The organism is Dactylosporangium sp. NPDC049140 (assembly GCF_040648435.1).
Genome location: NZ_JBEZDS010000033.1, coordinates 1 through 25,677 on the forward strand (window position 1 = coordinate 1; position 25,677 = coordinate 25,677).

Below are 25,677 nucleotides of genomic sequence, written 5' to 3' on the forward strand. Positions count from 1 at the left end.
CCGGGCGGCGGCGCTCCGCCGCCCGGCCGGGCCAACTCATCCGCAAGGGCGCTGTTGCGTTTGCCGATCGGAGGGTGCGTTTGAGCGAGTGCGGCCGGTCTTCAGATAGCGGTAGCAAGCTCGGTGAACGCCGCGGCGACGCGGAGTCCGCGCGGCGCGTCGAGTCCGAGTTCGTAGTGGCCGCGGCGGAAGTTCTGCATGAACGCGTGTCCGGCGATGATGACCTGTGCTGTCTGCTCCGTTCTCAGCCCGCGCATCGATCTCAGCCGGTGCTTCAGCCGACTGTGATCAGCCTCGATCGGATTATTGGCGTACTGCTCGACGTGGTGCCACGCCGACGGGATCAGCTCGTCCAGGACGGCGGGGTAGACCGCGGCAGCGTCGGTGACCACCTCGGTGGGCTCAACCTTCAGCATGGCAGCGCCCGGCGGAAGCATCGCCGCGCGGCGTCGGCGTCCTGACGTGCCGAGACCAACACGTCGATGACCTGCCCGTGCTGGTCGACGGCGCGGTACACATACCGCCAGACTCCGTTGACCTTGACGCAGGTCTCGTCGACGAACCACCGGTCGCCGGGGGAATGCCGGCCAAACCTGGCAGCGTCGGCAAGCAGCGGTGTGCAGCGTTGCACCCACCGGAACACGGTCACGTGGCCGACCTCGACACCGCGCTCGACGAGCGGCTCCTCGACGTCGCGGTAGGACAGGCCGTAGCGCAGGTATCAGCGGACCGCGACCACGATCACCTCAGACGGAAATCGGAACCCGGCGAACGCCGACCCCGGCGGCACCCTCGGCAGTTGCCGGGCAGCGAGCTTCGTCGCTTAGCGATCGAGGAGCGCGTGGTGCTGCCCTCCAGGTAGCGGCTCCCCGATCGAGGACATCCAGCGTGGGGCCCGGGCGCCCCATGGGGCAGCAACGAGTCCGAGGTTCATGAGCCAAAAGAACATGGCTTGCGGCAAACACCGAAGCTGGCTGGGCGCGGCGGGCGCTGATCGAGGTCAAAGGGTCGTGGGTTCAAATCCCGCTGTCCCGACACGGAAGATGGCTTGAGCTGCAGAAACGCACTCAAGCCATCTTCGCATTCCGATGGATTCAACGGGCCCCTATAAACCCCCCGCTTTGGGGTCTCCGATGCGACCGGACTGTCTCGAGCGTGTACCGTTCGATAACTCGGTCCAGGGGTTCTGACGTGCGCTTTTTGTGCGTCTCCGCCGCGCTCGTCGTGGGCAGGCTGACGGTCATGATCCTGTCGTTCGGGTATCTGGTGTTGCGCCAAGTCCTGCACCTGGTGATCCTGGGGCTGCGCGGCGAGCGGTCCAAGGAGATCGAGATCCTGGTACTGCGTCATCAGGTCGCGGTGCTGCGCCGTCAGATCCACCGGCCAGACCTCGCAGCCGCCGACCGGGCGGTGCTGGCCGCGCTGTCCCGGCTGCTGCCGCGCCGGCGATGGCCGACGTTCTTCATCACCCCCGCGACGCTGCCGCGCTGGCACCGCAACCTGACCGCTCGCAAGTGGACGTATCCGCGCCAACGTCCCGGGCCTCCACAGGCGCGAGCGGAACTCCGTACCCTGGTCCTGCGCCTGGCCCAGGAGAACCCGACCTGGGGCTGCCGGCGCATCCAGGGCGAACTGGCCGAACTGGGCCACCCGATCGCGGCGACCACCGTGTGGGCGATCCCGACCAAGGCCGGCATCGACCCGGCACCTCGCCGGGCCGGGCCGACCTGGACCCAGTTCCTCACCACCCAGGCCAAGGGCATCCTGGCCTGCGACTTCCTGCACGTCGACACGATCGGACCGACCCGGATCTACGTACTGTTCCTGATCGAGATCGAACCCGGCGGGTCCACATCCTCGGTGCCACCCCGAACCCGACCAGCGCGTGGGTCGCCCAGCAGGCCCGCAACCTGATAATTGCACTCGGGGCGAGGGTCGAGCAGTTCCGGTTCTTGATTCGCGACCGGGACGCGAAGTACAACGCCATGTTCGACCAGGTGTTCACCGCCGCGGGCATCAGGATCATACAGACGCCGCCGCAGGCGCCGACGGCGAACGCCTACGCCGAACGGTGGGTGCGGACGGCACGCCGCGAGTGCCTGGACCGGATGCTCATCTCCAACGCACGGCACCTACTCACCACGCCGGGGCAATACGTCGCGCACTACAACGAACACCGACCACATCAAGGGCGCGACCAACGCCCCCAGCCCTTGAGACCTTGCCGGCACCGGTCACCGATCCCGCCACGGCCCGGGTCCACAGCCGCAAAGTCCTCAATGGACTGATCACCGAATACTCGCAGGCAGCATAGCCAGAACCGAGTTTCCGGACGGTACATGCCTGACGTGGGAACGCTCAACGCAACGGACCCTGGTGATGAGCTCCCGGTTGGGCTGCGTCAGCTCGCCTGCGCACCCCAGTTGCGCAGGACCCCGACGACCCAGCCGACAGCGAGCAGTACCGCGATCCCGGCGAGCGCGCCAGCGACCGGCACTGTGTACCGCTCGCCCCGCAAGAACCACAGCAGCCACACGGAGGCGGCCCACGCGAGGCCGAGCGACCCGAAGTACGCCGCGAAACGACCTCTCGGCAGGGTGCCGAACCTGCCCCACATCCGCTGCGTCGTCGGCCGGCGCAGCAGCCCGACCGACACCACCGCGTAGCCGAACAGGCCGCCACCGATGCTCACCAAAGCCAGGTATAACAAGCCCTCCGCGAGCCGCATGCTGCTCCTCACTGCGGTCGTGTGCCGTATCGCCTGCCTGCGCCGCGCTAGCGGCACCAGCCGTGCACCCTATCCGGCCAGCCCCATGAGCTCCACCAGTGGTTGCCGAGCGCATTCGACCAGCGTAGATGCACGGTGGTTCTGAGGTATATGCCGGCGCTGCTCGGGCACATGCCCAGTAAAAGTAGACGTAGCCGATGTGCGCTCACCTGATCACGCGGTGGGGCAGCGCCCTGCCACGATGATCAGCCGGTCGGACAAAGTTGCGGCGGGTGTCGCGCCGGTTGTCCGTCGTGGTCGGGATCGTGGTCGGGTCTGCGTTATCGATGGCATCCTGTCGCAACCGCCAGCCGACTACGTCCGCCGAGCGACCGTCCCGAACAGCTCACTCCGGACGGTGCCGCGGCCTGCGCCGCACCTCACACGCAGAGCACGGCGGCACCACGCACGACCGCGCCGATAAATATCGGCCCCATTCCCACGCCCCCCCGCTACGGTCTCCCTGCGACGGCGGTCGTGTCGAGGTAATGAGGGGTGCGATGGCGAAAGCGAGCGTGGCGGTCTGCGTCGCGGTGGAGGACGGGCAGCCGGTGGAGGAGGCGGTCACCGCCGCGCTGGCACCGTTCGACATGGCCGACGACCCGGACGGACGCTGGGACTGGTGGCGCATCGACAGCGGCCGGACGCATGCGCGCCTACATGGCCCAGTACGACCTCGACCCGGACCGGATGAGATGGCACGGCGCCAACGATCCGGTCGGTCGGTTCGGCTATGACGCGGACGCCTACCTGCGCCGACAGGAGGCCCGCGCGATACCACCGGACGAGTTGCTGCGGCTCGACGGAGTCTGGGTGGACTACGCCAATTTCGGTGGCGATGTATTCAGCGAGGACCGGTGGGATCTCTACTACGTAGCGGCGGACGCCTACCTGGATGCGCTGCCCGCGGAGGCCTACATCGTCCGGGTGCATTTCCACTCATGATGGACCCGCTGCCGACCTTCGATGAGCTGTTCTGGCCGTTCGAAACCGGGCCCGGCTGACCTGAACGCGGTCGGCAGGACCGCGGTCGATCTGCGCTTCCAGCGGTCAGCTCGCCCTTGTCGACCAGGTCCGTCGCGTGGGGGAAGGAGCCGGACGAGCCGATGTGGTCGCGGTGCAGGTGCCTGTCGCGTCACCTGCGGGAGGATTCCACGAGGACGTCGACGAGATCCTAGGTAGGCCAGCCCAACTCACAGCGGCCCGTCTGCCAGAGTCATCATTGTGGTGACATTCGAGTTCCTGATCACCGATGTCTTCGACATTCGGGGACGCCGTGGTCTGCTCGTCGTCGGTACGGCCCTGCAGGGCCACGCTCGCCCGGGTACGACCATCCGCGACGTCACGACGGGGCACTCGTTCCGCCTGCTGGGCATCGATCTGCATTGTTCGCGAGACCCGGAATTGAGCGGGTTCGCCTTGGTGGTCGACCGTGCCGAGCGCGACTATGCCCAGCCAGGCCGTCTATGGGTCGCAGACGTCGAACCGTGATCCGGTGCGCTGATCTGCCGCCGACGGACGGTGCGCGCCAGCTTTTCCTCGCTGGCTACGGGCGGTGACCAGCTGGGCCGAGTGCCACGGAGGTTTGTTGATCTGCTTGAGATCAGCGCATTTTGTTTATGGCTTGAGGTCTGGTAGTCAACACAGCGACGCCTGATCACGGCGCAGGACGATCCGGCGCCGCACGGCCGCCTCGGCTTGGTCCCGGCTCCGCGACTCGGGACCCAACCTGAGCGCCGGCCTTGCTCAGACGTCATAGGAGTCGCCCGCCAGCCAGGCGTTGAACCACTCCTGCAGGGTGAGGTGCAGTTTGCACTGCTCGCACTCGTCCAACCGCCACATCTGACCGCTCGGATGCCAGCAGTCCAGCAACGCCCACATGGCAACGGAAACACTCGACCTCAGATCCGTCGGGCGGTCGAGCCAAGTTCCTCACGCAGGAACCGTCCGACGTCCACACTCTTGGGTACGGTCACCGCTTGATCTCTCCTTCGGTACTTTCGTCGGTTCGAAGGATCAAGCGGTACCCGTCTCCATCTCCTCAACCACCGTAAAGGTGGGCGATTCGTACACCGCTCCCGTGGACGTAACCTGGGCGGGCATCCTGAGGATCGCAACTACGGGAGGAGCAAGGCTTTCCCTATTCGGCAAATTCCGCCAGTTGCTGTACCCGCACGGGCGGGGTCATCCCGCCTCGCGTCGAGCGACCTCCGTAGATGTCGTGGGATCAGCGGCCGGTGCAGCAGTCATGCCTTTACGCACGGCTTCCAGCAGCATGGTTCCCTGCGCGGCGAGCGAGGCCACGACGCTGTTGAGCCCCTCGGCCCCGTCCAGCACGGTGAGGTTGGCCCCCTGCAGACCCTCCGCGGCGGCGCGGAGCAGGTCCGGCAACTGCTCGATCATCATCTGATCGAGGGCGATGCGACCCTGCGCGGCGGCGGCCTCCGCGGACAGTTTGGTGGCGTCGGCGTCGGCGCGGGCGAGGGTGACGATCCGTTCCGCCTCCGCCTGGGCAGGGCGGATTACTTCGGCGATGAGCTGGGCCTGGCGTAGCTCGGCGTTCTTCTGCGCCACGAGAGCCTGCTCGGCCAGCACGTGCTGCTGCGCCTGAGCGGCTGCAAGAGGGCCGGCCTGCGCCGCGGTCTGCTGAGCCTGGTCGATCTCGGCCTGGTAGCGGGCCTGGGCGATGGCCGTCTGGCGGGCGTACTCGGCCTGGTTGCGCGTGCTCTCCTGCCGGGCCATCGCGCTGGCCTGGTCCGCGATCGCCTGGGCCACGTTGGCCTCCTGGTTGACCCGGGCCTGGTGCGGGGCCGCGAGAGCCTTGATGTAGCCGACACCCTTGTCGTGGATGCTGCTGATCTGCAGCGAGTCGATCTCCAGCCCGATGCGGGCCATCTCAGTCTTGCTCGCGTCGACGATCGCGTCGGCGAGGGTCTGCTGCTCGCGGATGATCGCCTCCACCGTCATGCTGCCGATGATGCTGCGCAGGTGCCCGCTGAAGATCCGGCCGACCAGCACCGGCATCTGCGACTGGTCACCCTGGAACCGGCGGGCCGCGGCGGCGATCGACTCGTGGTCATCGCCTACCTTGAACGCGATCACGGCCTGGACGTGCAGGGTCAGACCCTGCTGCGTGTAGCAGTCCTCCTCGACCTCGGCCTCCTGCATGGCCAGGGTCAGCCGGGACGCCTTGGAGAAGATCGGGACGACGAACGCGCCGTGCCCGGTGACGATCTTGAACGGCAGGGCATCGGCTCCGCGCTGCTTCCTGCCGCTGATCAGCAGGGCTTCGTTCGGGGCGGGTACACGGTAACCGAACATCGGGTTGGCCTCTCTCAGCCAGTAGTGGTGTGGTCCGCCGGCATCGGCGGCCACGGTTCGACGTCGACCTGACGCGTGCCGCGGAAGTGGATGACGAGTACCTGGGCGCCAGCCGGCAGCGGCTCGACGGCATAGGCGAGGTAGTGGTGCGGGATGCCCTGGACCACGACACGGATCTCGCCGGGCAGGTCACCCCCACGCACCGCGGTGACCACCAGGCCGACCTTGCCGACCAGCGACTGACCGCGCACAGGCTGCTCCAAACCCCGTGGCCCGCCCTGCACGAACCCCAGAGCGACCACGCATCGTTGACGTGTGCGATCCAGATTGTGCACCCGCGACGCCACTCCGTGTGTCCCGCGCTCGCACGGATGGCGTGGTGGTGGTCACGCGCCGACGTGGATGCCCAGGTGGCGCTGCAGGTTGGGTTCCTACTCCCGGATGATCTCGCGGGTGACGGGGGCGGTGTCGCCGCGGCCGAGCAGGAAGTAGCGAACCATGTGCACCAGCGGGCTGCCCTCGGCCCCAGGCGAACTAGCAGTGCGGCCGCATGCCGGTGGATCGCGTAGGGCGAGCAGGATCGAGGCGACGGCGTCGAGCTCGGCCGGGCCGGCTAGGCCGAGGTACCGTGCGGCGTCGACGACGCGGCGCGGCCGGATCTCCTCGTTAACCTCGACGGCGAATCCCAAGGCGCCGCTCGTCGCAGCGTTGTAGATACGCAGCAGGTACGAAAGGTAAACACAAGCGCCAAGGCCCGCCGGAGATCTCCCAAGTGGACCAAGGCTTCATCGGTCATGCGCATACCCGCAAAGACCGGTCCTCGTCGCCGCGCACGTCCAATGTGGACCTGGTTTGCTCGAAAGTTGCTCGTCTGTCGGAACGCGGGCAAGTCCGGGTCAGTCCGCTGGGGGACCGTCAGGTGTGGCCTCATCCTGAGGGAATTCACGTGCCCTCCGATCGGCAAACGCAACAGCGCCTCCACAGCCGGTGTACGCCGTCCCGCCACGTGTTCCGATCCGCCCGTCGGCTGAGGTCGGGTTAGGCGAGGCTGGCCAGTTCGATGGGCAGGTCGAGGGGCAGTTCGGCGTGCAGGGAGGTGCCTTGGCCGGGCGGGCTGTCGATGGTGATGGTTCCGCCCAGCGCATCGACGCGGTCGGTCAACCCGACGAGGCCGGAGCCGCGTGCCGGGTCGGCGCCGCCGACGCCGTCGTCGCGCACGCCCAGGCGCAGCCAACCACTACGGACCGTTACGTCGATGCGCACGTGCGAGGCGTGTGCGTGTTCGGCGGCGTTCGCCAACGACTCCGCGACGATGTAGTAGGCCGCGACCTCGACGGGTTCGGGGAGCCGGCCCTCGAGGCGCACGTCGAGCTCGACCGGGACGTGGGAGCGCCGGGCGAGTCCTTTGATCGCGGGCCGTAGGCCGACGTCGGACAGGATCGTCGGGTGGATGCCGCGCGAGATCTCCCGCAGGTCGTCCAGCACTCCGGTCAGGCCGTGCGTCACCGAGGACAGCCGCTGCCGCAACTCGGGCAGTTCGAACGGGACGCTCGCCTCTGTATCGCCCGCCTCGATGGCGATCGTGATGAGGTGCTGCTGGACGCCGTCGTGCAGCGTGCGCTCGATCTGCCGTCGAGCCTGGTCGGCGGCGACCACCACCCGCACCCGGGAGGTCGCCAGGTCGGCGCGGGCCTGGGCGGTGGCGATAGCGGTGGCGATCAGGTCGGTGTACTCCGCAAGCCGTGCCTCGGCGTCGCGGGCCAGCGGCTCCTCCCGGGTGATGGTGGCGGTCACGACGCCCCACAGGCGTCCCTCGACGAAGATCGGAGCGCCGACCGCGCCGCGGACATGATGCCGGCGCAGGTGGGCGGCGAGCGGGCCAGGAGCGTCGGCGTAGCTGTCCATCCGGGCGGCGCGGCCAGTCTGCAGCACTTTCGCTGAAACGTTGCGACCGTCCAGGGGCAGCCGCGTGCCGACCGGTAGGCCGATGTCAGGAGTGCCCCAAGCGGCGACCACGGTCGCGGTGCCGTCGGCTTCGTAGCGGACGATGTGCGCGCCGTCGGTGCCGATGAGCTGCCCGAGTTCCGTGGCAACCGCGTCCAGAACCTCGGCCGGTGCGGCGCCATGCGCCACGGGGGTAGCGATCCGCCGTAGTGCGGTCTGGGTCTCGGCGAGCCGGGCGAATTCCTCGACGCTTTGCTGCACCGAGCTGCCCATCTTGTTGAACGAGCGGGTGAGCTCGCCGACCTCACCCACGCCGATCTCAGCGACGCGACTGTCCAGCTCGCCGTGGGCAAGGTGGCCGGCCATCGCGGCCGCTCCGCGCACCGGCCAGACAACGACTCGGGTCAGGTACCCGACGACGAAGACATTGACCAGCAGCCAGCCGACCGTACCCGTGACGACCGCCGCCGTGACCTCCCGACCGACGGTCGCGTGGGAGCGTGCCTCCCGGTCGGCCGCCAGCTGCCGTTCGCTGGATGCGAGGCTGTCGAGCTCGGTTCGCAGCTCGGTGACCCTGCGCTCGCCCTCCTGGATCGTCGCCGTGCTGTGCGCCGAGGGGTCGCCGCGTTGCGCCGCCTGCAGCACCGGCATCGCATGATCCTGAACGTAGGACTCGCTGTGCTCCGCGATCCGCCGCGCCAGGGCCGCCTGATCTGCGGTACTGGCCAGCCGCTGCAGCCGGGCGCTTTTGTCGGCGAGGGCGGCCCGGTCCACCGTCCACGCCCGGAGCAGGCTCGGGTCCCTGGTGGCGATGAAGCCTCGCCCGGTCCTGTCGAGGTCGACGACGAGCTGCTCGTCCTGCTGCTCGGTTGCGAGCATCTCCTCGGAATGGGCTGACAGCCGCTCCGCTTCGCGCTGCTCACTGATCGCCATCAGCAGCACACCGAACACGACGCCGGCAATGGCCGTGAGCACTCCGATACTCACCATCACCCGGAGCATCAGCCCACCGTGCACGGCAACCTCCGATTCCGATCCGCGGCTCCCGGCCGGCAGGGCCGCTCCTCCTGCTTGCGGGGCGCCCTCGGATGGCACGCCGGCAGCGGCGCAAGCGACCGAGTCGGTCAACCAACAGCCCGTGAGGGGTGTCGCCAGTCGACGCATCGCCTACGTCTTGGGAACATGGCCTCCACACGTGACGTGTTGCAGAGCGCATCGACGGCAGACCCGGTCACGGGCAGCCCACCCGGAGGCGGCGGGCCGGGTTCTGCTCCATCGAGCGCGAGCCTGCTGGGACGACCCCACCCCCAAGGCGGTGACGCGGCCCAACGACGCGACCAGCCTCCACGAGTCATTCGGGGCAGTCCATACCCACCGACCGAGCGATCAACAACATCCCTGAGCTCTCCATTGAGACTATGCCCAAAGCGGAAGCGACCCAGCTGACCCGACCGGGGCGACGCCAGCCACGCCGGATTCGGCGGGTACCTCGACCACGCGGTTGTTGCCCGGCATTGTCGATGAGGGCATAGCCGTCGTTCGTGGTGAGGGCGCTGTTGCGTTTGCCGATCGGAGGGCCTGTTTGACGAGTGCGGCCGATCTTCAGACAGCGGCGGCGAGGTCGGTGAACGCCGCGGCGATGCGCATCCCGGCGCGGGCGTCGAGCCCGAGTTCGTAGTGTTCACGGCGCAGGTTCTGCATGAAGGCGTGTCCGCCGCCGCACCGTCCGCGCGGACACCCCACCGCCCTCGCCGGCGGCCTGCAGTCGCGCGACCGGGCCGCCGGCATACTGGACGGTGACGAACCCGAGCACGTCGGCTGCGACGACCCGCCGCGGTGGCTTGCCGACAGCGGTGAAGAACACCTTCAGGTCGTACGCGACCGCCGCGACCGTGTTCGGCCGGGACCGCATCGCCAGGAAAGCATGCGCGGCGAAGGCCCCACACCAGCGGGCATGGGGCCTTCTGCAACTCCAGCGTGCTATCGCCCGCTGCCGAGAAGTCGAGCCTTCTGCGCCTCGAACTCCTGCTGGGACAGGATGCCCTGCTGCGTCAGCGCGGCCAGCTTGCCGAGTTCGTCGGCGACGGACACCGGCGCCGCGGACTCGGACAGGCGGCGCAGCAGGGTGACTGAGGAGATCCGGCGCAGGGGACCTTGCGTAGAAGGAGCGGTGGTACGAGCTGGTCCGGGATGCGTTGCTGGGTGAGTGCCGGGCGCGGTCGATCGAGTCGCCAGCGTCTGATCGTCTGGAACGGATCGTGCGCTCCGGGCTGCACCAGGCCGGGCGGGGGCTGGCCGGGCGGATCGCCGGCCGGTTGCCGGTGGACGTGTCGGGCGCGGCTGCTGGCGTTGGTACAGGTGCCGGATACCGACATCGACGAGGCGGACCCGAGCGTGCTGGCGCTGATCAAGGCGGCGACCGGCATCGTGAGCTTGTCCTCGATGCTGGCGGAGATCGCCCAGCTGGAGGCGGTCCGCTCGGTCGGGCTGCCGTCCGGGCTGTTCGCCGATGTCGCGGCGAAGGTTCTCGCGGGCTGGCGGGCGCGGGCTGCGCTGGAGTCCCGGTCGCATCTACGCGAGCACAGCGACGAGCTGACCCTGACGCTGCTGGCGGCGTTGGTGCACTGCCGTACCTGGGAGATCACCGACGCGCTGGTCACGGTGCACGCGATCGAGGCCCGCGTGGACCGGCGGGTGACCAAGCAGCCGGTGGCGGAGTTCAAGCGGGTGCAGGGCAAGGAGAAATAACCTGCGTCACCTGGTCGCGGAGTACGAGGCGTCCGGGCCGACGTACCGGCGCACGGTCCTTGACCATCATGGCGATCCGCATGCAACTCCCGTCGGCGAGCCGGTATTCGACCATTATCGACTTTGTCGAGGAGTTTGCACGCATTGAATGCGGCGGCCGGCTCCGCCTATGCGTCGTCGCCGGGTGAGCCGCGGTGGCCGGCGGCCCCGGGTGGTCGGGGTGCCTTGAGGTCGTAGCGCACGCCGATCATGCGGATCAGGAAGCAGACCGCCGCGGCGCCGAGCGCGGCCGGCAGGCCGTAGAAGCCCAGCCGGACAGCGGTGACGGTGATCGCGGCGCCGACCAGGGCGGGGATGGCGTACAGGTCGCTGTGCAGTACCGACGGGATCCGCCGCACGAGGGTGTCGCGGATCGTGCCCCCGCCCACCCCGGTGACCATCCCCAGCAGGACCGAGGGCCCGATCCCGAGCCCGAAGGCCAGTGCCTTGCTCGCGCCGATGACCGCGAACACGCTCAACCCGATCGCGTCGAGCACCACGATCGGTGTCTCCAGCCGATGCAGCCGCCTGCTGAGGGCGAACGCGATCACCCCACCGGCGGCGGCGAGGGCGAAGTACCGCCAGTCGCGGAAGGTGGCGGGTGGCAACGAGTCGATGAGGACATCGCGGATGGTGCCGCCACCCAGTGCGGTGATCATGCCGAGCGCGACCACGCCGACCACGTCGAGCTGTGCGGTGCGTACCGCGGTCAGCGCTCCGTTGAGCCCGAAGGCGAAGGTGCCGGTCAGATCCAGGGCGAGCAACACCGGCGGTTCGAACGTCACACCGGCCGCATACCCAGAGCGTCAGCGGGAAGTGCAATATCAGCGCGCGAACTACCGAGAGGCCATGACCGCGAAAACCTCGACCGAAACCGCCGTCGTAGCCGAACGGTGCTGGGACGGGCTGGCCGAGACGCCGTCCGGCCACACTGAGGTCCTGGTTCGCGGCGGGCGCATCGTCGAGGTCGGCGAGCGGGCCGGGCGTGGCACTGGGCAGGTGGTCGACCTCGGCGACCGCATGCTGCTGCCCGGCTTCATCGACTGCCACATCCACACCACGGTGGACCCGTCGGCACTGCTCTCCGCGTTCGTGGCCGACCCGGCCACGGTCATCGCCCTGCGGGCCCTGCCGGTGCTGCGGGATCTGCTCGACCGCGGGTTCACCACCGTGCGGGACCTGGCCACCTTCGCCACCGAACCGATCACGATCCACCTCCGTGACGCCGTCGCAAACGGCCTGATCGCCGGGCCGCGCATGCTCGTGGCCCCACACCTGATCTCGGCCCGCGGCGCCCACGGTGACATCTCCACCCTGCTCGCACCCGAACACGGCCGCGAGATCGGGGTACTCGCCGACGGGCCGACGGCCGTCATCCGCGCCGTGCGCGAGGAGATCCGCGCCGGGGCGGACTGGATCAAGTTCGGTGCCACCGGCGGGTTCGGCACACCCACTGACGACCCCGGGCAGGCCACCTATACCCAGCGCGAGATGGACGCCCTGGTGGACGCCGCCGGCGACCTGGGCGTGCCGTGCACCCCGCACGCCTACGGCGACGAAGGCGTCGCTCGGGCCGTGCGGGCCGGGGTGCGCTCCGTCGAGCACGGCAACCTCGCCTCTGCCGAGACCCTGTCGCTGATGCAGCGGCGCGGGGTGTTTCTCGTTCCCACCCAGTTCATGGTCGCCGACGCGCTGGACCACCTCGACGACGAGGACTACTGGCAGGGCAAAGACCCCGAAGAACGGGAGAAGTTCCGGCGCTACGCCGACCAGCTGCGTGACAGCGCCCGCAACGTCGCCGCCAGCGACGTGCAGATCGCCTTCGGTACCGACGCCGGCATGTTCCCCCATCACCAGAACTGGAAAGAGTTCCCCGCCATGGTGCACACCGGCATCACCCCGCTACGGGCGCTGCGGGCCGCCACCAGCACCGCCGCCGACCTCCTGCAACGGCCCGACCTCGGCCGGATCCGGCCGGGCGCCACCGCAGACCTGATCGCCCTGCCCGGCAACCCGGTCGACGACATCAACGCCACCAGCGCCATCGACTTCGTCATGCACGACGGCGCCGTACACCGCCCAGTCGCCATGTCATGAACCACCAGTAGCGAAAGGAGCCGAGAGGTCGACCACGTCACCGTCTACCGGTGGGTGCAACGGTTCACGCCCCTGCTGGCCGACGCGGCCCGGTAAGGCCTGTACCGTGCCAAAACTGTGTTCAGGCTGTGAGCTGGGGATTTGTCGGGTGGATCAGGCAGCTCGGTGATACTCGTTGATGACGCCGCCCAGGACGCGGCGTCGCCGGATCGGTTTGTCGATCGCGATGACCACGCCGGGGTCGTAGTCGGGTGGATGCTGGTCCAGGCTCCGGTGGGGCCGGTGCAGGTTCGAAGTGGTCCTCGTAGTCGCGTAGCGCGGCGCGGGCGTGCTGTTCGTTGTAGATCAATACCCGGTCGGTGCACTCCGCTCTGACGCTGCGCACGAAGCGCTCCGCGAACGCGTTCGCCCTTGGCGTGCGCGGCGGGGTCTTCACCGCGTCGATGCCTTCAGCGGCGAACACGGCGTCGAAGGACGCCGTGAACTTCGCGTCGCGGTCGCGGACCAGGAACCGGAACCGTGTCACACGGTCGCCGAGGTCCATCACCAGGTTCCGGGCCTGTTGAGTGGTCCACGCCGCGGTCGGGTGGGCGGTGACGCCGAGGATGTGCACCCGCCGGGTCGTGATCTCCATGACGAACAACACGTACAGCCGTCGCAGCGTGATGGTGTCGATGTGGAAGAAGTCGGTGGCCAGCAGCCCGGACGCCTGAGCGTGCAGGAACGTCCGCCAACTGGTGTCGATCTCACGCGGGGCGGGGCCGGTCCGACGATCTCCGAGCGACCCCGCGACGCATGGGACATCGGAACCGCCGCTGACGGTGCGGTGATGTCGTAGCGGCATAACCCACGAGGAGCGGTACAGGGCGCCCGTGGCGCTAGCTGTGGTAGGGACCGCCAGGCTGTGTCTGGGCGTGGGCCACGAAGTCGCGGACCCTACGAATGTCGGGAACGTCCCACAGGACCGGGGTCAGGGACGGCTCGCTGGACCAGGCGCGCCACCCCTGCCGGCGCCCACCGGTGAAGACGTCTGCGGCGCCCGGAAACCCACCGAACGCCAGGCTTCCGGATCCGTCCGGCTCCTGGGTGATGACCGGTGGCGGCAATGCATGCAGGTACTCCGTACGCAGCCGGCTGCCCGACCATCCGCTGTGGACCAGGACCCGGCGGTCGGTGATCGTGTACCGCGTGCGCCGGGACGAGACGACCCGCACGACGAACCGTCCGGCCACAATATAGAGGCCGACCAGCACGAAAGCCGCACCCCACAGGACGAAGAAGAACGGTGCGCCGCTGAACAGCACGCCGCTCTCCCAGAACACCGCAAACCCGCACCACAGGAGACTGATCGGCACGAGCAGGACGTCGGCACGCCGGAAAACCCGGTGCCGCACCGGACGGCCATCCCAAACGATGCGCTCACCCGGCAGCAAGGAGGTCTCCACGCCCTGCATCATGTTCCCCCCGCGCAAACTGTTGACGGTTGACCACCGGCTCCCGAGTAGCGATCTTGGTTACCGCATCTGCCGCCGTTGGTGCGCGGGCGACTTCCGGTTGACGGCTACGGCTGGTGATGTGCCAGGCCGCGCCTGGTTCCTGATCTGCCGAGTCGCGGTGCAGGACGACGACTTCGGCGTCGTGTGCGGCGGTCCATTGCACGGGCAGGCCGACTGCGGCGAGGTGGCTGCCCGAGTACTGCTGTTCGCCGGCCCGGTAGCGCGCCTGCGGTGCCAGCCCGCGCAGCGGCAGGCGGACCGGGCGGGACGGCAGCAGGCCGGCGCCGTCGAGGCGGCCGGTGTGCCAGGCGAGGACGACGACGGTGCATTCGTCCGGGGAGAGGTACTGCACCGCGCATCGGGCCTGGTCGGGCCCGCCGACGAGGTGCACGGTGCCGTGCATGATGATGTCGCGGATCTCCTTGTACAGCGCGATCCAGCGGGCCGCCTCGTCGCGCTGCCCGGCGGTCCAGTGCCGGATGTCGGCGCCGACGCCGAGGACGCCGGCCATCGCGAGCACGAACCGGAACGCGAACGAGCGAGGGCGGGGGTCGAAGAGCCCGGGCGCGTCGGTCACCCAGGAGCTCAGCAGGTGCGGTGTGTTGGCGTGCAGGAAGCCCCACTGGATCGCGAGGCGGTCCAGCGGGCCGGTGTTGTCGCTGGGCCAGAACACGTCGGCGCGGGCGGCCATGCCCAGGTCGGTGCGGGCGCCGCCGCCCGCGCACGCCTCGATGAGCACGTGCGGGTGGTCACGGCGCAGTTGCTCGAAGATGCGGTACAGGTTGGCGACGTGGGCGCCGTCGAGGTCGAGCACCCCGATGGCGCCGGGCCGGCCGGGCTCGGTCCGCGGGCGGTTGAAGTCCCACTTCAGGTAGTCGATGTCGTGGGTGCGCAGCAGCCGGTCCACGGTTTCGTGGACGAACTCGGCGACGTCGGGTCGGCCGAGGTCGAGCAGGTACTGGTTGCGGACCGGGGTGAGCGGCCGGCCGTCGACCGAGTACACCCAGTCGGGGTGCTCGGTGTAGAGGCGCGAGCGCGGGTTGACGCACTCCGGCTCGACCCACAGCCCGAACTTCAGCCCGAGGGCCCGCACGTCGCCGATGAACGCGTCGAACCCGGCGGGGAACTTCGCCGGGTCGGGCGTCCAGTCGCCGAGTCCGGCGGTGTCGTCGTTCCGGCCGGTGAACCAGCCGTCGTCGACGACGAACGTCTCGACCCCGATGCCGGCCGCGACCCGGGCCAGCTCCAGCTGGCTGGCGGCGTCGACGGCGAAGTACGTGGCCTCCCAGGAGTTGTACAGCACCGGACGCGGGCCGAGCCGCTCGCCGGCGAGCCGCCGCTGGTAGGCGTGCCAGACGCGGGCCAGGCCATCGAGCCCTTCGCCGCTGTAGGCTCCGGCGGCGACCGGCAGCGTCAGCTGCTGCCCGGGGGCGAGCTCGAGCGGTCCGTCGACGAGCCGCCGCCCGGCCCGGATCCGGGTCAGGCCGCCGGTGTCGCGCTCCGCCTCGATCTGCCAGGAGCCGGTCCAGGCCAGGCCGACACCCCAGACGCAGGTGTCGTCGGCCCGGTCGCGGATCGCCAGCCACGGCGCGTACAGGTGGCCGGGGACGCCCTGTGCGCTGCCGACCGCAAACGCGCCGTGTGCGAGGTCGACGTGGTCGAGCTGGAACTCCTGCGCCCACTGGCCCCACTGGTAGCTGATCCGGGCACCGTGCGGGGTCGGCACGCAGAATCCGGCGGAGCCGGCCCGGGCCAGCCGCACCGGCTCGGTGCCCTCGTTGGTGAGCTCCACCCAGCGTTCCACCACGTCGGTGCCGGCCGGGATGCGGTATTGCAGCACGGCCCGAAGCCCGTTGACCGGATCGGCGAACGAGACCGCCAACCGGTCCTGCTCCGCCGTGGCGTCCTGGTATTGGAACGACGCGTGGGTGGCCAGGTCGGCGCCGGTGAACGGCCGGTCGGTCCTGGTGGCGTACTCGATCGGGGCCGCGTCGCCCTTGGTGAGGAACGGGACCGGGCCGTCGTAGCCGACCGGTGACGGCCCGTCGGAAACGCCGTGGGGGCCCCATGCGACCAGCTCGAGCCAGCGGCCGTGTGGCGGGACCGCCACCGTGTATTCCGTTCGGGCGCCGCGCAGTGTCCACTGCAGGGTCACTTGACCGCTCCGATCGCGAGGCCGGACACGAAGTGTTTCTGGAAGCGCAGGAACACCGCGACCGTCGGGACCGCCGCGATGACGGTGCCGGCGGCGATGACGCTCCATGACGAGACGAACTGGCCCTGCAGCCCGAGCAGCGCCGGGGTGACCGGCATCTTGTCATCGGTGCGCAGGACGGTGATCGCCCACAGCAGGTCGTTGAAGATCCAGGTGAATGACAGCGCGCCGAGGGCGGCGAGCGCCGGCCGGGTCAGCGGCAGGATGATGCGGGCGAAGATCTGCCCCGGTCCCGCGCCGTCGATCATGGCTGCCTCCTGGATTTCGCCCGGCAGGTCGCGCATGAAGCCGTACAGCACGAATGTGTAGAAGCCCAGCCCGAAGCCGACCTGTACGGCAATCAGCGCGTACAGCGTGTCGTAGAGGCCGGTGAGCTCGCTGAACTTGGCGACGGGGATGAGCAGGATCTGCGGTGGTAGCAGGTTTCCGGCCAGCATGAGCAGCAGGATCGTGCGCCGGCCCGGGATCCGGTACCGGCTGAGCGCGAACGCCGCGACCGCCGCCAGCATCAGGCTCAGCGCGACCGACGGCACGGTCACCAGCAGGCTGTTGATGAGCGCCTGCAGCTCTCCGCCGTCGGTCCACGCCTGCCGGTACGTGTCGAGCGTGAACGAGTGCGGCAGGCTGCCGACGCCGTGCGCGGCGATGTCGTCGAAGGTCCGGGTCGACATGACGACGACCCACAGCACCGGCGCCAGCCACAGCAGCGACAACAGGACCATTCCGGTGTGGAAGGCCCAGGTACGCAGCGCGCGGGTCATGCGTCCCCCTCTTCCCGGAAGGCCCGGACGAGGTAGCCGAGGATGACCGCCAGCGCCAGCACGAAGATGACCACGGCGATCGCGGAGGCGTAGCCGAGGCGCAGGCCCTGGAACGCGGTCGAGTACATGTAGGTGCTCAGCAGTTCGGAGGAGTGGTACGGGCCGCCGCGGGTGAGTGACCACACGATGTCGAAGGAGCGCAGCGAGTCGATGACGATGACCGACAGCACGACGGCGTTGACGCCCTTGAGCTGCGGGATGGTCACCTTCCACAGCCGTTGCCAGGCGTTCGCGCCGTCGACCCGCGCGGCCTCGTGCAGCGCCGGGTCGATGGCCTTCAGGCCGGCGAGGTACAGCACCATGACGTACCCGATCTGCCGCCACAGTGCGGGGAGGATCACGGCATACAGGGCGGTGTCCGGATCCGCGAGCCACGGCCGGATCAGGTGCTCCAGGCCGACGCCGCGCAGGATTGTGTCGGCGAGCCCGTCCGGCTGGTAGAAGACCCGCCAGACCAGGGCGGTGACGACCAGCGAGAAGACGACGGGCGTGAACAGCGCGGCCCGGTAGAAGCCGACGCCGCGCCGGTCCCGCTGCAGCAGCAGGGCCATGCCGAAGCCGCCGGCGACCGACAGGCCACCGAAGAGCAGGAGCCAGATGACGGTGTTGAGCAGGGCGCCGCGGAACGTCGGGTCACCGGCCAGCTCGGTGTAGTTGTCGACGCCGACGAACCGCGGCGGGGTCATGCCGTCCCAGCGGGTGAAGGAGAACCAGAACCCCTGCAGCGCCGGCCAGAACACCCAGATGCTCTCTACCGCGAACGGCACCAGGACGAAGGCCGCCAGCAGCGGCGACAGCCGAGGCCGCCGCCGCCGCGGGAGCGTGGAGACAGAAATGGCCACGTCAGCCCTTGAAGACCTTCTCGGCGCCGGTCTGCCATTCGCGCAGGATCGCGTCGATCTGGTCGGGCTTGTCGATGAATTTCGTCAGCGCGGTGTCGGCCGTGGGTTGCAGCGCGTCGCTGGAGTCGCGGTTGAAGAACTGGGTGAGCTCCTTTGCGCTGTCCAGCATCGCCTTGCCCTTGGCGACCAGCGGCGAGTCGGCGGCCTTGGCCTTCGGGTTGGCCGGCAGGACGATGCCGGAGCTGGACTGGATGTAGGCCTCCTGCGCCTCGACACTGGCCAGGTAGGTGAGCAGGGCCTTGGTGCCGGCCGGGTTGGCGGTCTTCGCGCTGGCGAAGAAGCCGTCGGTCGGTGCCTCCTCAGCCACCGGTACGGCCGGATCGATGATCGGGAAGCGGAAGAAGTCGAGGTCGTCGAGGGCGTCCTTCGGGGCGGCGTCGGCGAAGAACGTGCCGATCAGGAACATGCCGGTCTTGCCCGCCAGCAGCGCTGTGGTCGCCTCCTGGAACGGGTAGGCCTTGCCCTTCGGGTCGAAGTACGGCAGCGCCTCGGCCCACTTCGTGAAGACCGCCTTCACCTTCGGGTCGTCGAAGCGCTGCTTGCCGGCGAGCAGCTCGCGGTGGAACGGTGCGCCGTTGACCCGGATGTTGAGGTAGTCGAACCAGGCCGACGCCACCCACGGGGTGTCGCCGAGGCCGATGCCGATGGGCGGGATGCCCTTGCCCTGCAGCGTCTGGCACAGCGCCAGGAACTCGGTCCAGGTCTTCGGCTCCTGCACGCCCCACTTGGCGAAGTTGGACTTGCGGTAGAAGAAGCCCCACCAGTAGTTGTTCATCGGCACGAACACCTGCTTGCCGGCGCCGTCGGTGGACAGGGTGCGCAGCGACTGCGGGTAGTCGGCGAGGCCCTTCCAGACGTCGGAGACGTCGAGGAGCAGATTCTTGCTGGCGTAGTCGTTGGCCACAGAGCCCGCGTACCACGTGTAGACATCGGGCGGGTTCGCCGAGGTCAGGTAGGTCGGTAGCTGCGTGCGGAAGGTCTCCGACGCGACGGTGTTGAGCGTCGTGGTGCCCTTGCCCAGCTTGTTGAAGTCGGCGACCAGCTTCTCCATCGCCGTCTTCGCCTGTGGCGAGGAGAGGTTGGACTGCAGGGTTATCGCACCGGAAGCCTTGTCCGGGTTTCCGCCGGCGGAGCTGGCGCAGGCGCTCAGGAATGAACCGGCGCCGAGCGCGCCCACGCCGAGGAGACCGAGGTGTCCAAGGAATCGACGGCGACCGGGGTCGAAGTCGCTCACGGGGGGTGTCCCTTCCTCAACGACACGCTGCGTGACATCGCGCTGTGTCGGTCAAATGATGGTGTGACCAGAAGGTTGCATGCGCAGCTGGATTGCTGTCAAGATGTATTCGTAATTAATGGTTAATCCGCGATACCGCGGTGGGCAGACGGGTCAGCATATGCGGCGGCTGGAAGGCAGAACGGCGCTGGTGACAGGTGCAACAGGAGGCATCGGGGCGGCGACCGCACGCCGGCTCGCGGCCGAGGGCGCCGCCGTTGCCCTCATGGACGTCCGCGATCCCAGCCCGCTCGCCGACGAGCTGACCGCCGCAGGCAAGCGCGCACTGTCCGTAGTGGCCGACGTCGCTGACGAGGACGACTGGGCGGCCGCGGTCGCCGCGGTCCGCCAGGATCTCGGCCCGGTCGACATCCTGGTCAGCAACGCCTACGCCGTCGAGGTCGCACCGGCCCACCGCACCAGCCGCGCGTCCTGGGACCATCAGCTCGCGGTCAGCCTGACCGGCACGTTCCTCGGCCTCAGGGCCTGCCTCGACGACCTGCGCGACCGTCAGGGAGCGGTCGTCCTGGTGTCCTCGGTACACGCGCTGGTCGGCCTGCCCGGACGGCCCGCCTATGCCGCCGCCAAGGGAGGCCTCGTCGCGCTCGGCCGCCAACTCGCCGTCGAATACGGCCCGCAGGTCCGGGTCAACACCGTCCTGCCCGGGCCGATCCTCACCGGGGCGTGGGACGGCATCTCCGAGGAGGACCGTCGCCGCAGTGTCGCCGAGACGGTCGCGAAGCGGTTCGGCAGCCCGGACGAGGTGGCGGCCACCGTGGCTTTCCTCGCCTCCCCGGACGCCGCCTACGTCACCGGCGCAAGCCTGGTGGTGGACGGCGGGTGGACCGCGATGAAAACGTCAGCGTGACGGATCGACAGCAACGAGCGAGAGGGTGCGACAAGCATTGGCTAACTACGCGGGCCGCGGCGTGCACGGGCAGACCGTCGAGGTGATCGCCCGCCGCATCCTGGCCGGGGACGTCGCCGAAGGCGAGACGCTGAATCTCGGCGCGCTCCAGGAAGAGCTCGACGTGAGCCTCACCGTGCTGCGGGAGGCCCTCAAGGTGCTCTCGGCGAAGGGCATGGTCGACGCCCGGCAGAAGCGCGGCACGTTCGTGAGGCCCAGGGCCGACTGGCACCTGCTCGACGGCGACGTGATCCGATGGCAGTTCGAGGAGGGCGCAGACCCGCGGCTGCTCGACAAGCTGCACGAGGTCCGCAGCATCATCGAGCCGGCCGCCGCCCGCCTCGCCGCGATCAGGGCCGTCGACGAGGACTTCAGCGCCCTGGAGCAGGCCCTGGAGGAGATGATCGAGGCCCGGGGCAACCCCGCCGCGTCCGTCGCCGCCGACCTCGCCTTCCACCGCGCGCTGCTCAACGCCACCCACAACGATCTGCTGGTACGCATGGAGGTGGTCATGGAGACCGGCCTCGCCGAGCGCGACCGACTCGTCCACGGCGGCGCGCACGACGACCCCGTCCCCAGCCACCGCGCGGTGGTCGACGCGATCCGCTCGCGCAACGAATCGGCCGCCGAGGCCGCGATGCGCGGACTGCTCGCCAAGGCCGTCCGCGACGTCGAAAAGATCCGTGCACCGAAGGGCCCCCGGTGAAGATCGACCGCATCGAGACGTTCCTCGTCCCGCCCCGTTGGCTGTTCTGCCGCGTGGAGACCGACGAGGGGATCGTCGGATGGGGCGAGCCCCTCGTCGAGGGCCGCGCCGAGGTGGTGCGCAGCGCCGTCGAGGTCCTCGCCGAATACCTCCTCGGGCAGGACCCGCTGCGGATCGAGCAACACTGGCAGATCCTCACCAAGGGCGGCTTCTACCGCGGCGGCCCGGTGCTCTCCAGCGCCGTCGCCGGGCTCGACCAGGCCCTGTGGGACATCGCCGGCCAGGCCTATGGCGTGCCGGTTCACGCCCTGCTCGGCGGCCCGGTCCGCGACCGTGTCCGGGTCTATTCCTGGATCGGCGGCGACGAGCCCGGCGAGATCGCCGAGGCCGCCGCCGAGCAGGCCGCCGCCGGGTTCACCGCCGTCAAGGTCAACGCGTCCGGCCGGCTCTCCCCGATCCCCACCGCGGCCGAGGTCGACGCGATCGTCCGGCGGGTCGCGGCGGCCCGCGAGGTCCTCGGCGACGAGCGCGACATCGCCCTGGACTTCCACGGCCGGGCCGGCGCCGCCGCGGTGCGCCGCATCCTGCCCGAGCTCGCCCCGCTGCGGCCCTTCTTCGTCGAGGAGCCGGTTCTGCCCGACCAGGCCCACCACCTGCACGACATCGTCACCTGCTCCCCCGTGCCGATCGCCACCGGCGAACGGCTCTACGGCCGCTCCGAGTTCCTCGGGCCGCTGCAGGCCGGGGTCGCGGTGGTGCAGCCCGACCTGTCACACGCCGGCGGCATCTCCGAGGTGCGGCGCATCGCCGCCCTCGCCGAGACCTACGGCGCCGTGCTCGCGCCGCACTGCCCGCTCGGCCCGATCGCGCTGGCCGCGAGCCTGCAGGTGGCGTTCGCGACACCGAACTTCCTCATCCAGGAACAGAGCATCGGCATCCACTACCACCAGGGCTCCGAACTCCTCGACTACCTCGTCGATCCCGAACCTCTGCGCTATGTCGACGGACACATCGCCCGCCTCGACGCGCCCGGCCTCGGCGTCACCGTCGACGAGGCGGTCGTTCGGGCCGCCGCGCGCACGCCACACGCCTGGCGCAACCCGATCTGGCACCACGACGACGGCTCGTTCGCAGAATGGTGAGCCACCTGGTACCGCTTGCCGTCGACTACACAGCGACGCACGGCGGGCGGTGGACGACACTGTCCGGCGGCGGCCGGGAATGGCTGTGGCAACGCCCCGATCCGGCCCGCGACGCTGTGCGACCCGGTGACCCGTTCGTCGACGCCGGCGGCTTGGAGGAGTGCCTGCCGACGGTACGCGGCCGGCCCGACCACGGCGACGTCTGGTCCCGGCCGTGGCACGCCGTCGGACCCGGCACGATCGCCGTCGAACGGCCCTCCTTCGTCCTGACCCGCCGGATCACCAACCATGCCGGGGTCGTGGTGGCCGACTACCGGCTCGCCGCCGAGCCCGGCCACCGGTTCATCTGGGCCGCCCACGCCCTCCTCGACCTGTCCCCGGCCGCCCGGCTGCACGCCCCGGCCGGCACCCGGACCAGGCTCTACCTGGACCCCGACCCACCGTCGGAAGGACCCTGGCCGGCGCCGGCCGGGGTGCCACTGGACCGCCTCGGCCCGGACGACGGCACCGCCATCGGCGCGGTACTGCTGGACTGCCCGCGGGCCGGGGTGACCGACGGCGCCGACCGGCTGACCCTGGAACTGCAGTGCGACGGCCAGCCCCGCTCCACCGCACTGTGGCGCAACCTCCGCGGCTGGCCCGCCCCCGAGCCGTACCGCAGTATCGGGGTCGAACCCATGCTCGGCGCGGCCTTCGACCTGGCCGACGCCGGCCCGGACGACGCCGCCGTGGTCCCCGCCGCCGGTGAGCTCACCTGGCGGCTGACCGTCTCCGCACACCGACTCGCCCAGGGAGATACCCGGTGAACCTGCTCGAAGCACTACGCACCCATCGCCTGCTGGCGATCGTGCGCGGTCCGGACCCGGAAGCGGCCCTCGCCGCGGTACTGGTGCTGGCCGAAAGCGGCATCGCGCTCATCGAGGTGTCGCTGACCGGCGCCGACGCCCTCGGCACGATCCGCCGGGCCCGTGCCGCGCTCGGCCCCGGGTTCGGGCTCGGCGCCGGCACCGTCCTCACCGCCGCGGACGCCCGCGCCGCGGCCGACTCAGGCGCCACGTTCCTGGTCACCCCGGCGCTGGCGCCCAGCCTCGGCGAGGCAGCGCGGCTCGGGCTGCCCGTGCTCGCCGGGGCGCTCACGCCCACCGAGGTGGTCCAGGCCCAGGCGGACGGCGCCACTGCAGTCAAGCTCTTCCCCGCCTCGCTCGGCGGGCCGCAGTACCTGGCCGCGCTGCGGGATCCTTTCCCTCACACCGCGTTCGTGCCGGTCGGCGGCGTCGACGCGGACGGCGCCCGGGAGTACCTGCGGCGCGGCGCCGCCGCGGTCGGGGTCGGCTCCCCGCTGCTCGGTGACGCGGTCCACGGCGGAGACCCCGATGCCCTGCGCGAGCGCGCCGCCGCCTTCCGAACCGCAGCAGCGGCCGGAGCGCCCGCATGACCGACCTGCTCACCCTCGGTGAGACGATGGCGGCCTTCCGGACCGCCGGCCCGCTTCGCCTCGGCGGCACCGCCCAGCTCGGCGTTGCCGGCGCCGAGTCGACGGTCGCGATCGGGCTGTCCCGGCTCGGACACCAGGTCGAATGGATCGGGGTCACCGGCGCTGACGAACCGGGCGAACTGGTCCGCCGGACTCTCCGCGCCGAGGGCGTCGGCCTGACCTGGGCCCGGATCGACCCGGCCCGCCCGACCGGGCTGATCCTGTTCGAGCCCCGGGTGGGCGACATCAGCCGGGTTACATACCACCGGGCCGGGTCAGCCGGCTCCGGGCTCGCACCGTCCGACGCGGAGCAGGCGTTCGGGACACCACCCCGGCTCCTGCACGTCACCGGGATCACCTGCGCGCTGGGCTCCGATCCGTACCAGGCGGTGCGCACCGCGGTGGACCGGGCCGCGGCCGCGGGCACCCTTGTCTGCCTCGACGTCAACCACCGGCACCGGCTGTGGTCGGTCGCCCAGGCCGCCGCCGCACTGCGCCCGCTCCTGCCCTCGATAGACCTGGTGATCGCATCCGACGACGAACTGGCGGTGCTCACCGACGCCACCGACCCCGTCCGCGCACTGCGCGACGCCGGGGTGGGCGAGGTCGTGGTGAAGCACGGCGCCGACGGCGCGACCAGCCACAGCGACCTGGGCGTCGTACACCGGGCCGCCCGGCAGGTGCCGGTCGTGGACACCGTGGGCGCCGGTGACGCATTCGTCGCCGGCCTGCTGTCCGCCCTCCTCGACGGCGCCGACGCGCCGGCCCGGCTCGACCGCGCGGTCACCACCGCCGCGTTCGCCGTTGCCACCCGCGGCGACTGGGAGGGCCTGCCCACTCGCGACGAACTCGCGCTGCTGGACCACGAACCGGGCACAGCGCTGCGCTGACCCGTCAGAAGGAGAGCGATGGAACTGACCCCGTGGAGTACCGACCGGCTGGAACTCGGTGAAGGAGCGCGCTGGGTCGGCGACCGGCTGGTCCTGGTCGACCTCCTCGCCGGGCGGCTGCTGCAGACGACCGGCGACGCACCCGCCGCGCTGCGCGAGCTGCTGAAGCTGGACGTTCCGCTCGGCGCGGTGGCACCGGTCACCGGCCGGCCCGGCGACCGGCTCGCCGCGGCGGGCACCCACGTCGAGCTGCTGGACGCGTCCGGCCGCCGCACGCCGATCGCGGACCTGCCCGGCGACGGCCCCGGACCGGCCAGGGTGAACGACGCGGTGGCCGACCCGCACGGCCGGTTCTGGGCCACCACCATGACCTATGCCGCCACTCCCGGCAGCGGCACGCTCTTCCGGATCGAGCCGGGCGCGGCGCCGGTCCCGGCGGTCACCGGGCTCACCATCGCCAACGGTCCGGCGTTCGACGCCGCCGGCACCACGATGTACCTGGCCGACACCCCCCGCGGATGGGTCGACCGGTTCACCGTCGACCCACGCACCGGTGCGCTGAGCGGACGGGAGCCGTTCCTGCGACTGGTGCCCGGACAGGGTGTACCGGACGGGATGACGGTCGACGCGGACGCTCACCTGTGGGTGGCGCTGTGGGGCGGTTCGGCGGTCCGCCGGTACCGCCCGGACGGCATCCTGGACCGGGAGATCCGCCTGCCCGCGACGCAGCCAGCCAGCGTCTGCCTCGGCGGCCCCGGCCTGCGCCGGCTGTTCATCACCACCGCCCGGTATGGGCTCGTGCCGGCCGGTCCGCTCGACGGCGCGCTCTTCGCGGTCGACGTCGAGGTCCCCGGCGCGCCGGCCGCGCCGGTCGGCGCCGGTTTTCTGACGACGGTCGCACCCAGGTGAACCGTCACCTGGGTGCGACCGTCCCG

General features: G+C 70.2%; 28 protein-coding genes and 3 pseudogenes. 14 read left to right on the forward strand and 17 right to left on the reverse strand.

All coding sequences use genetic code 11. From position 1 onward, the window contains the following. Nucleotides 1–101 precede the first annotated feature (101 nt). A pseudogene (locus tag AB0B76_RS38230) lies at nucleotides 102–790 on the reverse strand (IS6 family transposase). 401 nt (nucleotides 791–1,191) lie between these two features. Between AB0B76_RS38230 and AB0B76_RS38235 the strand changes: the two are divergent. Both AB0B76_RS38235 and AB0B76_RS38240 read left to right on the forward strand, forming a co-directional pair. Next, nucleotides 1,192–1,914, forward strand: coding sequence for a helix-turn-helix domain-containing protein (locus AB0B76_RS38235; protein WP_360384852.1), 723 nt, complete (start codon nucleotides 1,192–1,194; stop codon nucleotides 1,912–1,914). 71 nt (nucleotides 1,915–1,985) lie between these two features. Next, nucleotides 1,986–2,288 (forward strand): integrase core domain-containing protein, encoded by a 303-nt coding sequence (locus AB0B76_RS38240; protein ID WP_360384854.1) that lies wholly within the window; start codon nucleotides 1,986–1,988, stop codon nucleotides 2,286–2,288. A 113-nt stretch (nucleotides 2,289–2,401) separates the two neighbouring features. Here AB0B76_RS38240 and AB0B76_RS38245 read toward each other — a convergent pair whose 3' ends face one another. Further along, nucleotides 2,402–2,692: a hypothetical protein gene (locus AB0B76_RS38245; protein ID WP_360384856.1), complete on the reverse strand. Its 291-nt coding sequence runs from the start codon at nucleotides 2,690–2,692 to the stop codon at nucleotides 2,402–2,404. Nucleotides 2,693–3,427: 735 nt separating this feature from the next. Between AB0B76_RS38245 and AB0B76_RS38250 the strand changes: the two genes are divergently transcribed. Together AB0B76_RS38250 and AB0B76_RS38255 are read left to right on the forward strand one after the other, a co-directional pair. Continuing rightward, nucleotides 3,428–3,712, forward strand: coding sequence for a hypothetical protein (locus AB0B76_RS38250; protein WP_360384858.1), 285 nt, complete (start codon nucleotides 3,428–3,430; stop codon nucleotides 3,710–3,712). 279 nt (nucleotides 3,713–3,991) lie between these two features. Then, the gene (locus AB0B76_RS38255; protein ID WP_360384860.1) at nucleotides 3,992–4,258 is read left to right on the forward strand and encodes a hypothetical protein; all 267 of its coding nucleotides are present in this window, start codon (nucleotides 3,992–3,994) and stop codon (nucleotides 4,256–4,258) included. 255 nt (nucleotides 4,259–4,513) lie between these two features. On the opposite strand, the gene AB0B76_RS38260 is transcribed toward AB0B76_RS38255, so the two are convergent. The 8 genes and pseudogenes from AB0B76_RS38260 to AB0B76_RS38295 form a co-directional block, all read right to left on the reverse strand. Beyond that, the gene (locus AB0B76_RS38260) at nucleotides 4,514–4,648 is read right to left on the reverse strand and encodes a hypothetical protein (protein ID WP_360384862.1); all 135 of its coding nucleotides are present in this window, start codon (nucleotides 4,646–4,648) and stop codon (nucleotides 4,514–4,516) included. A gap of 303 nt (nucleotides 4,649–4,951) precedes the next feature. Further along, complete coding sequence (locus tag AB0B76_RS38265) at nucleotides 4,952–6,142, reverse strand: SPFH domain-containing protein (RefSeq protein WP_360384864.1); 1,191 nt, start codon at nucleotides 6,140–6,142, stop codon at nucleotides 4,952–4,954. Further along, complete coding sequence (locus AB0B76_RS38270; RefSeq protein WP_360384866.1) at nucleotides 6,103–6,339, reverse strand: hypothetical protein; 237 nt, start codon at nucleotides 6,337–6,339, stop codon at nucleotides 6,103–6,105. The genes AB0B76_RS38265 and AB0B76_RS38270 overlap by 40 nt, the downstream gene beginning before the upstream one ends. A 180-nt stretch (nucleotides 6,340–6,519) precedes the next feature. Further along, entirely contained in the window at nucleotides 6,520–6,777 is a 258-nt protein-coding gene (locus AB0B76_RS38275; RefSeq protein WP_360384868.1) for a hypothetical protein, read from the reverse strand. A gap of 349 nt (nucleotides 6,778–7,126) precedes the next feature. Next, nucleotides 7,127–9,034 (reverse strand): GAF domain-containing protein, encoded by a 1,908-nt coding sequence (locus tag AB0B76_RS38280; protein WP_360384870.1) that lies wholly within the window; start codon nucleotides 9,032–9,034, stop codon nucleotides 7,127–7,129. A 600-nt stretch (nucleotides 9,035–9,634) separates the two neighbouring features. Then, nucleotides 9,635–9,745: pseudogene (locus AB0B76_RS38285) on the reverse strand (IS6 family transposase); the annotation flags it as partial. Next, nucleotides 9,714–9,944 (reverse strand): hypothetical protein, encoded by a 231-nt coding sequence (locus AB0B76_RS38290; RefSeq protein WP_360385088.1) that lies wholly within the window; start codon nucleotides 9,942–9,944, stop codon nucleotides 9,714–9,716. The gene AB0B76_RS38290 and the pseudogene AB0B76_RS38285, both read right to left, overlap by 32 nt. 68 nt (nucleotides 9,945–10,012) lie before the next feature. Continuing rightward, the gene (locus AB0B76_RS38295) at nucleotides 10,013–10,123 is read right to left on the reverse strand and encodes an SHOCT domain-containing protein (protein ID WP_360384872.1); all 111 of its coding nucleotides are present in this window, start codon (nucleotides 10,121–10,123) and stop codon (nucleotides 10,013–10,015) included. Nucleotides 10,124–10,390: 267 nt separating this feature from the next. Here AB0B76_RS38295 and AB0B76_RS38300 point away from each other — a divergent pair, with 267 nt between their 5' ends. Next, a complete protein-coding gene (locus tag AB0B76_RS38300; RefSeq protein WP_360384874.1) occupies nucleotides 10,391–10,780 on the forward strand; it encodes a hypothetical protein in 390 nt (129 codons plus the stop codon). 167 nt (nucleotides 10,781–10,947) lie between these two features. Here the strand turns inward: AB0B76_RS38300 and AB0B76_RS38305 are convergent, their stop codons facing one another. After that, a complete protein-coding gene (locus AB0B76_RS38305; RefSeq protein WP_360384876.1) occupies nucleotides 10,948–11,604 on the reverse strand; it encodes a TRIC cation channel family protein in 657 nt (218 codons plus the stop codon). A 64-nt stretch (nucleotides 11,605–11,668) separates the two neighbouring features. On the opposite strand from AB0B76_RS38305, the gene AB0B76_RS38310 reads away from it, so the two are divergent. Both AB0B76_RS38310 and AB0B76_RS38315 read left to right on the forward strand, forming a co-directional pair. After that, the gene (locus AB0B76_RS38310; protein ID WP_360384878.1) at nucleotides 11,669–12,916 is read left to right on the forward strand and encodes an amidohydrolase family protein; all 1,248 of its coding nucleotides are present in this window, start codon (nucleotides 11,669–11,671) and stop codon (nucleotides 12,914–12,916) included. A 9-nt stretch (nucleotides 12,917–12,925) separates the two neighbouring features. After that, nucleotides 12,926–13,009: pseudogene (locus AB0B76_RS38315) on the forward strand (IS6 family transposase); the annotation flags it as partial. Between the two features lie 28 nt (nucleotides 13,010–13,037). Here AB0B76_RS38315 and AB0B76_RS38320 read toward each other — a convergent pair. The 6 genes from AB0B76_RS38320 to AB0B76_RS38345 all read right to left on the reverse strand — a co-directional run bounded on the left by AB0B76_RS38320 (nucleotide 13,038) and on the right by AB0B76_RS38345 (nucleotide 19,584). After that, nucleotides 13,038–13,550, reverse strand: coding sequence for an integrase core domain-containing protein (locus AB0B76_RS38320; RefSeq protein ID WP_360384880.1), 513 nt, complete (start codon nucleotides 13,548–13,550; stop codon nucleotides 13,038–13,040). Between the two features lie 244 nt (nucleotides 13,551–13,794). Continuing rightward, complete coding sequence (locus AB0B76_RS38325) at nucleotides 13,795–14,373, reverse strand: hypothetical protein (protein WP_360384882.1); 579 nt, start codon at nucleotides 14,371–14,373, stop codon at nucleotides 13,795–13,797. Then, a complete protein-coding gene (locus AB0B76_RS38330) occupies nucleotides 14,336–16,522 on the reverse strand; it encodes an alpha-galactosidase (protein ID WP_360384884.1) in 2,187 nt (728 codons plus the stop codon). The genes AB0B76_RS38325 and AB0B76_RS38330 overlap by 38 nt, the downstream gene beginning before the upstream one ends. Before the next feature lie 41 nt (nucleotides 16,523–16,563). After that, nucleotides 16,564–17,388, reverse strand: a complete 825-nt coding sequence (locus tag AB0B76_RS38335; protein WP_360384886.1) for a carbohydrate ABC transporter permease — start codon at nucleotides 17,386–17,388, stop codon at nucleotides 16,564–16,566. Beyond that, nucleotides 17,385–18,290: a sugar ABC transporter permease gene (locus tag AB0B76_RS38340; RefSeq protein ID WP_360384888.1), complete on the reverse strand. Its 906-nt coding sequence runs from the start codon at nucleotides 18,288–18,290 to the stop codon at nucleotides 17,385–17,387. Before AB0B76_RS38340 ends, AB0B76_RS38335 begins: the two co-directional genes overlap by 4 nt. 1 nt (nucleotide 18,291) lies before the next feature. Continuing rightward, on the reverse strand, nucleotides 18,292–19,584 hold the full coding sequence (locus AB0B76_RS38345; RefSeq protein ID WP_360384890.1) for an extracellular solute-binding protein: 1,293 nt from the start codon (nucleotides 19,582–19,584) through the stop codon (nucleotides 18,292–18,294). A 190-nt stretch (nucleotides 19,585–19,774) separates the two neighbouring features. On the opposite strand from AB0B76_RS38345, the gene AB0B76_RS38350 reads away from it, so the two are divergent. From AB0B76_RS38350 to AB0B76_RS38380, 7 genes are read left to right on the forward strand one after another with little or no spacing between them, the layout of a single operon-like run. Continuing rightward, nucleotides 19,775–20,491 carry an SDR family oxidoreductase gene (locus tag AB0B76_RS38350; protein WP_360384892.1) on the forward strand — a complete coding sequence of 239 codons (717 nt, stop codon included), beginning with the start codon at nucleotides 19,775–19,777 and terminating at the stop codon, nucleotides 20,489–20,491. Nucleotides 20,492–20,528: 37 nt separating this feature from the next. After that, nucleotides 20,529–21,236, forward strand: a complete 708-nt coding sequence (locus AB0B76_RS38355; RefSeq protein ID WP_360384894.1) for a FadR/GntR family transcriptional regulator — start codon at nucleotides 20,529–20,531, stop codon at nucleotides 21,234–21,236. Further along, a complete protein-coding gene (dgoD, locus tag AB0B76_RS38360) occupies nucleotides 21,233–22,378 on the forward strand; it encodes a galactonate dehydratase (protein WP_360384896.1) in 1,146 nt (381 codons plus the stop codon). Before AB0B76_RS38355 ends, dgoD begins: the two co-directional genes overlap by 4 nt. Continuing rightward, nucleotides 22,372–23,184, forward strand: coding sequence for a hypothetical protein (locus AB0B76_RS38365; protein WP_360384898.1), 813 nt, complete (start codon nucleotides 22,372–22,374; stop codon nucleotides 23,182–23,184). Before dgoD ends, AB0B76_RS38365 begins: the two co-directional genes overlap by 7 nt. Further along, nucleotides 23,181–23,813: a bifunctional 4-hydroxy-2-oxoglutarate aldolase/2-dehydro-3-deoxy-phosphogluconate aldolase gene (locus AB0B76_RS38370; protein ID WP_360384900.1), complete on the forward strand. Its 633-nt coding sequence runs from the start codon at nucleotides 23,181–23,183 to the stop codon at nucleotides 23,811–23,813. Before AB0B76_RS38365 ends, AB0B76_RS38370 begins: the two co-directional genes overlap by 4 nt. Beyond that, nucleotides 23,810–24,742 (forward strand): sugar kinase, encoded by a 933-nt coding sequence (locus tag AB0B76_RS38375; RefSeq protein WP_360384902.1) that lies wholly within the window; start codon nucleotides 23,810–23,812, stop codon nucleotides 24,740–24,742. The genes AB0B76_RS38370 and AB0B76_RS38375 overlap by 4 nt, the downstream gene beginning before the upstream one ends. A gap of 18 nt (nucleotides 24,743–24,760) precedes the next feature. Continuing rightward, on the forward strand, nucleotides 24,761–25,651 hold the full coding sequence (locus AB0B76_RS38380; protein ID WP_360384904.1) for an SMP-30/gluconolactonase/LRE family protein: 891 nt from the start codon (nucleotides 24,761–24,763) through the stop codon (nucleotides 25,649–25,651). Nucleotides 25,652–25,677 lie beyond the last annotated feature (26 nt).